Annotated in this window: 7 protein-coding genes and 1 pseudogene; 2 read left to right on the top strand and 6 right to left on the bottom strand. The window is 64.2% G+C overall.

Features of this window, described 5'->3' with window-relative positions:
• Positions 1-2 precede the first annotated feature (2 nt).
• Positions 3-704 (top strand): amino acid ABC transporter ATP-binding protein, encoded by a 702-nt coding sequence (locus tag EN749_RS25030; protein ID WP_245491497.1) that lies wholly within the window; start codon positions 3-5, stop codon positions 702-704.
• Between the two features lie 184 nt (positions 705-888).
• Here the strand turns inward: EN749_RS25030 and EN749_RS25025 are convergent, their stop codons facing one another.
• Both EN749_RS25025 and EN749_RS25020 read right to left on the bottom strand, forming a co-directional pair.
• The gene (locus EN749_RS25025; protein WP_127267254.1) at positions 889-1,506 is read right to left on the bottom strand and encodes a LysE family translocator; all 618 of its coding nucleotides are present in this window, start codon (positions 1,504-1,506) and stop codon (positions 889-891) included.
• Between the two features lie 144 nt (positions 1,507-1,650).
• The gene (locus tag EN749_RS25020; protein ID WP_128364171.1) at positions 1,651-2,310 is read right to left on the bottom strand and encodes a response regulator transcription factor; all 660 of its coding nucleotides are present in this window, start codon (positions 2,308-2,310) and stop codon (positions 1,651-1,653) included.
• A 128-nt stretch (positions 2,311-2,438) separates the two neighbouring features.
• Here EN749_RS25020 and EN749_RS25015 point away from each other — a divergent pair, with 128 nt between their 5' ends.
• Positions 2,439-4,208, top strand: a complete 1,770-nt coding sequence (locus EN749_RS25015) for an ATP-binding protein (RefSeq protein ID WP_127809039.1) — start codon at positions 2,439-2,441, stop codon at positions 4,206-4,208.
• Positions 4,209-4,383: 175 nt separating this feature from the next.
• On the opposite strand, the gene EN749_RS25010 is transcribed toward EN749_RS25015, so the two are convergent.
• The 4 genes and pseudogenes from EN749_RS25010 to EN749_RS24995 form a co-directional block, all read right to left on the bottom strand.
• Positions 4,384-4,965 carry a CarD family transcriptional regulator gene (locus EN749_RS25010; RefSeq protein ID WP_013529179.1) on the bottom strand — a complete coding sequence of 194 codons (582 nt, stop codon included), beginning with the start codon at positions 4,963-4,965 and terminating at the stop codon, positions 4,384-4,386.
• A gap of 367 nt (positions 4,966-5,332) precedes the next feature.
• Positions 5,333-5,671: a ferredoxin FdxA gene (gene fdxA, locus EN749_RS25005; protein ID WP_013529180.1), complete on the bottom strand. Its 339-nt coding sequence runs from the start codon at positions 5,669-5,671 to the stop codon at positions 5,333-5,335.
• 234 nt (positions 5,672-5,905) lie between these two features.
• Positions 5,906-6,292 (bottom strand): RNA-binding S4 domain-containing protein, encoded by a 387-nt coding sequence (locus EN749_RS25000; RefSeq protein WP_128364170.1) that lies wholly within the window; start codon positions 6,290-6,292, stop codon positions 5,906-5,908.
• Between the two features lie 16 nt (positions 6,293-6,308).
• Positions 6,309-8,014 (bottom strand): annotated as a pseudogene (locus EN749_RS24995) (helicase); the annotation flags it as partial.

The raw sequence follows: 8,014 nt of genomic DNA, 5'->3' as shown, positions 1-8,014 counted from the left end.
CCATTGCCGAAGGCAGCGTCACGGCGCTGGTCGGTCCGTCGGGCGGGGGAAAGAGCACCCTGCTGCGCTGTATCAACCTCCTGGAGATCCCGACCTCGGGCACGGTGCGCATTGGCGACCAGACGCTCGAATTCCACCCCGGCGGCAGGGTTCCGGCCAGGGATATCCAGCGCCTGCGGCTGCAGACTGGCATGGTGTTCCAGAACTTCCAGCTGTTTCCGCATCGCACTGCGATCGAGAACGTCATGGAAGGGCTGGTGACGGTGTTGAAATGGTCGCCTGAGAGGGCACGCGAGCGGGCACTGGCTCTGCTGGAGAAGGTCGGGATGGTGCACAAGGCAGACGCCTGGCCGGCGACGCTGTCGGGCGGCCAGCAGCAGCGCGTGGCGATCGCCCGCGCGTTGGCGCCGTCGCCGAAAGTGTTGCTCTGCGACGAGCCGACCTCGGCGCTCGACCCGGAACTGGCGCAAGAGGTGGTCGAGGTGCTTGGCAAGCTCGCCAGCGAAGGCACGACCATGGTGATGGCGACGCATGATCTGCGCCTCGCCTCAAAGATCGCCCAGGAAGTGGTGTTCCTCGATGCCGGCGTCGTCGTCGAGAAGGGGCCGGCCGCGGTGCTGTTCAACAATCCGCAGCAGCAACGGACGAAGCGGTTCATCGCAACGCTGAAGCAGGAGGCTGAGAAGGAAGGCGGCGGCGCGTAAGCGCGCGACCCAGAGTATGTTGATTCGGGCGATGGCCCTAAAAGGGGCGCTGGTTTCCGGGATATCTTGCCCGGTGCGCGAGCTGGCCGTGAGCCACCCTCCGGCATACTGGCCCTTGCTGCCGGCAGCCGCCAAAATTCCACCGTCGGCTCTCCCCTGACGCCGCGGCTTTTCATTTGCAGGTTCAGATATGATGGCTGACGAGCGCCACGCCAAGTCCGATGAGGATCGAACCGCATGTCTTGGGGATCACCCATCCGGCGCCGCCGCCAGTGAACCGGCCAACGGCGAGCGAGGCGATGCCGACCGCCGCCAGGTCGGCCATCGAGAAGATGAGATTGACGACGATGCCGAGGATGAGGAATTGCAACCCTACGGCAATGGCGGCTGACGGATCCACGAACTGCGGCAGGAAGGTCAGGAAGAACAGTGCCGTCTTGGGATTGAGGATCTCGACGACCATGCTGTCGCGGAATGTGTTCGGGGCCGGCCTGGCACCGTCCTCGCCCATCCGGTTCCAGCCCAGGAACATGGCAAGGCCTAGCGAAATGAGATATGTGGCGCCCGCCAATCGGATCATCGAGAAAGCGACCGGCGCGTGTTCCATCAGTGCGGCGAGTCCGACCGCCGCGGCCAGGATGTGCACGTAACAGCCGAGATGAACACCCAGTGCCGCCATCAATCCCGCCTGACGGCCATGGGCCAGCGTCTGCGCGGTCATGTAGAGAATCGCCGGCCCCGGCATGCAGGCGAAGGCGAGCGTTGCGAGGGCGAACGGAATCCAAAGATCCAGCGACGGCATGACGGCTCCTCCCATGTGATCAAGCCGTGGGAGGAGTAGGCTGGGGGTCAGGCCGAAAACATACGGCAGATGCCGTATTTGGATCGTGATCGGGCTTGGCTAATCTGCCGATGGTTAAGGGGACGTTGCCGAGCGGCTGCGATATCAGCCGGCGGGCAATCCCAGACGAACCGCGTAGGCGGTCAGTTCGGCGGTGTTGTGGAGATTGAGCTTGCCCATCAGGTTTTCGCGATGCTTGCGAGCGGTCGGCAGGCTGATACCCAGCCGTTCGGCGATGTCGCGCGTGACCATGCCTTGCGCCACCAGTTGAAGGATCTGCCGTTCGCGCCGCGTCAGCGGCACCGGGGAGAGGATTTCCTGTGCGGCTATCGGCTCGCTGCCCCTGCCCATATCGCTGACGGCGAAGCGAACGGTTTTCGCCAGATAGGTGCCCCCGTTCTTGACCGCTTCGATGGCGGCGCCGAGTTCCTCGGGATCGCCGTCCTTGGTCAGGTAGGCGCTGGCGCCGGCACTGAGCGCGGCGCGCACCGTCCTCGGCTCGATATTGGCCGTCAGCACCACGACCCGCAGGCGTGGCGCGAAGGTCCTGATGGTGGTGATGAACTGCATCCCGGCGACACCTGGCATGCCGAGGTCGAGGATCAAAAGGTCGGCGCGCGTGCTTCGCAGCTGGCCAAGCAGCGCCTCGCCATCCGCAGCCTCGGCGACGACCGAGACATTGTCCATAGCCGAGATGAGCAGCTTCAGCCCCTCGCGCACGATGGCATGGTCGTCGGCGAGTATGGCGGTGAGCGGGCAATTCATCAGGGCACCATCCAGGACTGCAGCGGCGTATATGGATCGATCGCCAACTTATGCGAAACAGGTTGCCGGTAGATCAACGGTACCGGGGAAGACCGCCCGGAGAATACTTGGGGCAATTGGGGGATTCGATGCAGGAAGACAAGATACGCCAGGCCCTGATCGAACTCCTGTATCGCAATTCCTACGGCGTGGTCATCTCCAACATCGTGATCTCGATGGCGGCGGTCTATGTGCTGAGAACGGCCGTTTCCACCAATTGGCTGATCGGCTGGCTGGCGGCGCTGTATCTGCTGACGGCTATCCGGGTGCTGGCGTCGCGCCGTTTTTTCAGCCGCGCCCGGGATCGCCACTCGATCTTGCGCTGGGCATGGCTGGCGACGGCATTTTCCTGCATGTCAGGCCTTCTGTGGGGTGTGCTTGGCTGGGTCGGATTCATGCCCGAGGCGCCGATCGTGCTGTCCTTCACGGTCATCGTCCTGACTGGTCTCGTCTGCGGCACCGTGCCGTCTCTGTCGGCCTTTCCGCCGGCGCTGGTTGGTTCCATCCTGGCAACGGTGGTGCCGGTCGCCCTGCGCTGCCTGACCACCCAAAGCGATATATCCGGCGCCTTCCTGTTCCTGCTCGCATCGCTGGTGGCGATCAATTTCTACTACTGCCGTATCACCTACCGCATGCTGCGCGAAACCGTCAGCCTGCGACTGGAGAACGAAACGCTGGTCGAGCATCTGCAAGAGGAACGCGACAGGGCGCAGACCGCCGACCGTGCCAAGACGCGTTTTCTGGCGGCGGCGAGTCACGATCTGCGCCAACCGATCCATGCCCTGAGCCTGCTGGTCTCGACGCTTGCCGTTTTGGGGCAGCGCGGCGACGTACCCTCCGGCGAGGCGCGCGACCTGGCCAGCCGGGCGAAATCGGTTGTCAGCAACTTCAGTGGGCTGCTCAACGCTTTGCTCGATATCTCCCGGCTCGATGCGGGCATCGTCACGGTCGCGAGCGAGGCGGTGCCGCTGCGCGACCTCTTTGGTGATCTTCGCAATGAATTCGCCGCCGAGGCGAAGCAGCGCGGACTTACGTGGCGCGTGGTCGACAGCGACATCTACGTCGACAGCGACCCGATGATGCTGAAGCGCATCCTCAACAACCTGGTGTCGAATGCCCTTCGCTACACCAAGCAAGGTGGTGTCCTGTTGGGCTGTCGCCGGCGCGGCGCACGTGTGGAGATACAGGTCCTCGACAGCGGTCCCGGCATCCCCGCCGATCAGCAGGGGATGGTCTTCGAGGAGTTCGTGCAGTTGCAGAACCCGGCGCGGGACCGCACGCAAGGCCTGGGACTCGGGCTCGCCATCGTTCGTCGCACCGCCGAACTGTTGGGGCACCCCCTGAAATTAGCTTCGACACCAGGACGCGGTTCCCTGTTTTCCATCACCGTCGCGAAGGCCGGCGCGGTGCAGGCTCGCTCAGAGGTCGACACGACATCGCCGGCCAGCAGTGCCGCCGGCATCATGGTGGTCGAGGATGAGGGCGACGTTCTCGATGCCATGGTGCGCTTGCTCAGCCTGGAAGGACATCGTGTCTATCCCGGCCGCTCCGCCGCAGAGGCACGGAAGGCCCATGCGGCGGCGCTGGCTGCCGGCGATGCGCCGGTCGACCTGATCATCGCAGACTACCGTCTCGAGAATGACACCACCGGCACCGACGCGATCCGTGCGCTTCACGCCCATATCGGCCGCGTTGTCCCGACCATCATCATCACCGGCGATACCTCGCCTTCGCGCCTCAAGGAGATCAGCGCCAGCGGCAGCCGCATCCTGCACAAGCCGATCGCCGACGAGGAATTGCGCGAAACCATTGCTGCGGTCTGCTTTGCTGGCAAGGCGACAAGTGGGGACACACGTTAAACGAAAACGCGCGCTGGACGGCACCACGGTTCGGCGCGCCGGCAAGCCGTGATGCAGCACGCTGGCGCGCGGTGCATCTTCAACATCGAAGCTGCCGCCCAAAAGCAAAAGAGGCCCCGGTCAAACCGGAGCCTCCAATCGTTTCAGGCAGGATCTCTCGAAAAGGCGAGAAGGATCAGGCAGCTTCTTCCTGCTCGGCCTCTTCATTGTCGGCCTTGGCGCCCCGCTTAGGGCCCTTGTTGAGGTTGACCTCGATCAAGCGCACGGCTTCGGTTTCCGACATGCGGTTGACGGCCGCGATCTCGCGGGCCATGCGGTCGAGCGCCGCCTCATAGAGCTGGCGCTCGGAATAGGACTGCTCCGGCTGGTTGTCGGCGCGGTAGAGGTCGCGCACGACTTCCGAGATCGAGATCAGGTCGCCCGAATTGATCTTCGCATCATATTCCTGGGCGCGGCGCGACCACATGGTGCGCTTGACACGGGCGCGGCCCTGCACGACCTTCAGCGCGCGCTCAACATAATCCTCCTCCGACAGCTTGCGCATGCCGATGGAGGTCGCCTTGGCGACCGGCACCTTCAGGCGCATCTTGTCCTTCGAAAAGTCGATGACGAACAGTTCCAGCTTGTGTCCAGCAACTTCCTGCTCGTCGATCGAGACGATCTGGCCGACGCCGTGCGCCGGGTAGACGATGTACTCGCCGGTCTTGAAACCGTGACGCGCAGCGGTGGACTTCTTCTGCGGGGTGATCGTTGCCATTACGCCCTGAACTCCTTGTTGTGGCACCGGCGTCCTGCCGGTCCGAACTCGCGCGATCGGGGAAGCCGATCGTTAGCCGCACAACAGATGAACCCATCGGAAAAGCCGGACCGGCAAACCGCAACATCGCGACCGCCTGGCCCAGATCGCTCTGGTCCGAATGGGATTTTCACCTTTCAGTGATTTGGGGCGTCTGCGCCATAAATCGACGTTGTGTCACCGGCATGTTTCGCTGATGTAACACAAAAAGTCGGAAGAATCAAGGTTTTGCTGCATACGCGAAGGCCACAGGTCAGCGCCGGCTGTCAAGCCGGTTAATGTGACGTGCCTCTTACCCAGCGTAATACCGGCCTTTGCGGCCGTGTTGTCAATCGCCTTCGCCGGGCTCGGCCGAGAAGTATTTCTCAAACTTGCCGGCCTCGCCGTCGAAGGATTTGGCGTCTGCCGGCGGTTCCTTCTTGGCGGTGATGTTGGGCCATTTCTCGGCGTATTCGGTGTTGACCTGCAGCCATTTGTCGAGGCCGGGTTCGGTGTCCGGCTTGATTGCGTCGGCCGGGCATTCCGGCTCGCAAACGCCGCAGTCGATGCACTCGTCGGGGTGGATGACGAGCATGTTCTCGCCTTCGTAGAAACAGTCGACCGGACAGACTTCGATGCAGTCCATGTATTTGCATTTGATGCAATTGTCGGTCACGACATAGGTCATCGGTCGGCTCCGGGACGTCCCATTTTGTTGGGCTTTTTCCGTCAGGTAACGCCTTTGTCGACCGCTTGCAAGGGTAGCCATTGCGGACGGTGCCGGTGTTTCCGGAATGGAATTCCAGACTGCAGGCCCGGCGGAAGTCAGTCATGTCCCGCAGAGCGTCTGTTTGCCGGGCTCAGTTCTCGCCTCAGGCGTGCCGTTGTCCCAGAACCACTGCGTGTTTTTGGACGCCAGGCATCAATCTTCGCCGAGCAATCGGTCGGTCTGGCGACGTTCCTTCTTGGTCGGGCGGCCGCTGCCGGCCTCGCGCAGCCCCGGAAATGCATCGGGAGGGGCTTCGCCCTTCGGTGCGGGCGGTGGCGACATATCCTCGTAGAGCGTCCGGGCCTCCTCGGCCGGGCCGCGCCGTGCACCGGCACCAAGCACCTTCCAGATGAAGATGCGGCGTTCGAGCGTGATGGTCAGGACGTCGCCTGGCTTGACTTGGTCGGAGGCCTGCGCTGCTTTGTCGCGATTGATGCGGACGCGGCCGGCGACGACCAACTTCGCCGCCAGCGAGCGCGATTTCACGGCGCGGGAGAAGAACAGCCATTTGTCGATGCGCTGGCGGCCTTCGGCAACCATCGAAGCGAGCCGGGTTCTACTTCTTCAGCTGGTCGCGGAGAGCGGCGAGCTTGGCGAAGGGCGAATCCGGATCGAAACGCACCGGGCGCTCCTCGCGCGGCTTCGGCTGGAAGGCCGGCTTGCCGCCTTGCGGGCCACCTTTGCCATCCGGCCTGCCACCCTTCCAGTCGGGACGGCCTTCGCGGCGGTCGGGACGTTCGCCCTGCGGCCTGCCATCACGTCGCTGTTCGCCTTCGGCCTGCGGCTTGGGCTTGAATTTCGAGCGGTCGAAGCGCGGCTTGCCGGCTCCATCGCGACGGCCTTCATGGGCCGGACGTTCGCCGGGTGCAGCGGCGGCGGCCGGTGCGCCGGCGGCATCCGCAGGCGCATCGCTTCGGCCGCGCGCTTGTCCGTTGCGTGGGCGATTGTTCCTGCGGTTGTCATCGCGGTTGCGCGGCCGCTGTTCGAAGCGGCCCTGCCGCCACAACAGGATGGGTTTTGGCCCTTCGGCTTCCGGAGCGGGTTCGCCGACGGCTGCTTCAGTCACCGCCACAGGTTCGTCCGGCGCGGCGTCCGTTGCCGGCGCGGCATTTGCCGCCAGCTCGGGCGTTGCGGCTTCTTCTGCCGCTGCAACTTCGATCTCGGCAGTCTCAGTCTCTGCCTGCGGTTCAACCGGCGCCGGTTCGGCGACGTCGGCCGCAGCCTCGGCTACAGGCGCTTCGTCTTGCACGGTTTCGACTGGAGCGTCCGCCTGTTCTTCCACGGCTGGCGCAGCAGGTTCCGCCGCGGCGTCGGAGGTGATTTCGGCGGGAATTTCGACCGTGGTTTCCGAAACGGCCACTGCGTTCGATGCCGGCTCCGACCCTTCGACGGCTGCCTCTGCTGCGGCATCCGTTGCCGCGGCTTCCGCCGCTTTGGCCTGCTCGGCTCGTGCAGCTTCTTCCGTCGCCAGTTTCGCCACCGCCGCTTCGCGGGCGGCGTTGTCCTGCGCTTCGAGCCGCGCCTTGACCTCGACGGCCGGCTTAGGCTCGGCACGGTAGCCGAGACCCTTGAGAATTTCTTCCATGTCGTCGGCGGTGGCGCCGAGGATCGACATCATCGGCGGCGTCACCATGAAGGACTGGCCGTCATAGGCGCCGTCCGGGCGCTGGCCGAGGCCGGGCTTCCAGTTGGTCGCCGGACGGATCAGATCCGCCAGCCGTTCCAGTATGTCGATGCGCACGGCGCGACGGCCGAGATTGCGGTAGCCGGCAAGCTTATAGAACGTCTTGTCGAAAGCAGGGTCGATCACCACCGAGGTGCGACCCGAGGCGAGCGCATGGACCACGTCGCCAAAACCCGGCTTGTCCTTGCCGTCGTTCTTCAGCGCCCACAACAGCGTCACCAGTCCGGCAGGCGCCGGCTTGATCAGCGCCGGCACGAAGACATGGTAGGCGCCGAAGCGCACGCCAAGCCGGCGAAGGGCGGCGCGGCCTTCCTGGTCGAGCGACTTCATCTCCTCGGCGATGTCGCGGCGGTTGATGAGGCCGAAATTCTCGACCAGCTGGAAGGCGATGCCGCGGCCGATGCCGGAAATCTGGTCGGCGTTTTTCAAGTCGACCAGTGGCTTCAGCAGCGACTCGATCTGGAAATTGACGAAACGCTCGGCACGCGCGGCAACCTTGTCGCGCGCCGGGCCGGTCAGTTGTTCGTCGGCCAGCAGCACCAACCGCGGCTTCAGCGCGTCTTCGCCTGATACAAGCG

It is taken from the genome of Mesorhizobium sp. M7A.F.Ca.ET.027.02.1.1 (genome assembly GCF_004022985.1).
Taxonomy (GTDB): domain Bacteria; phylum Pseudomonadota; class Alphaproteobacteria; order Rhizobiales; family Rhizobiaceae; genus Mesorhizobium.
Note: the sequence above shows the minus strand (reverse complement) of the source record. Positions and strands in the feature narration are given on the sequence as shown.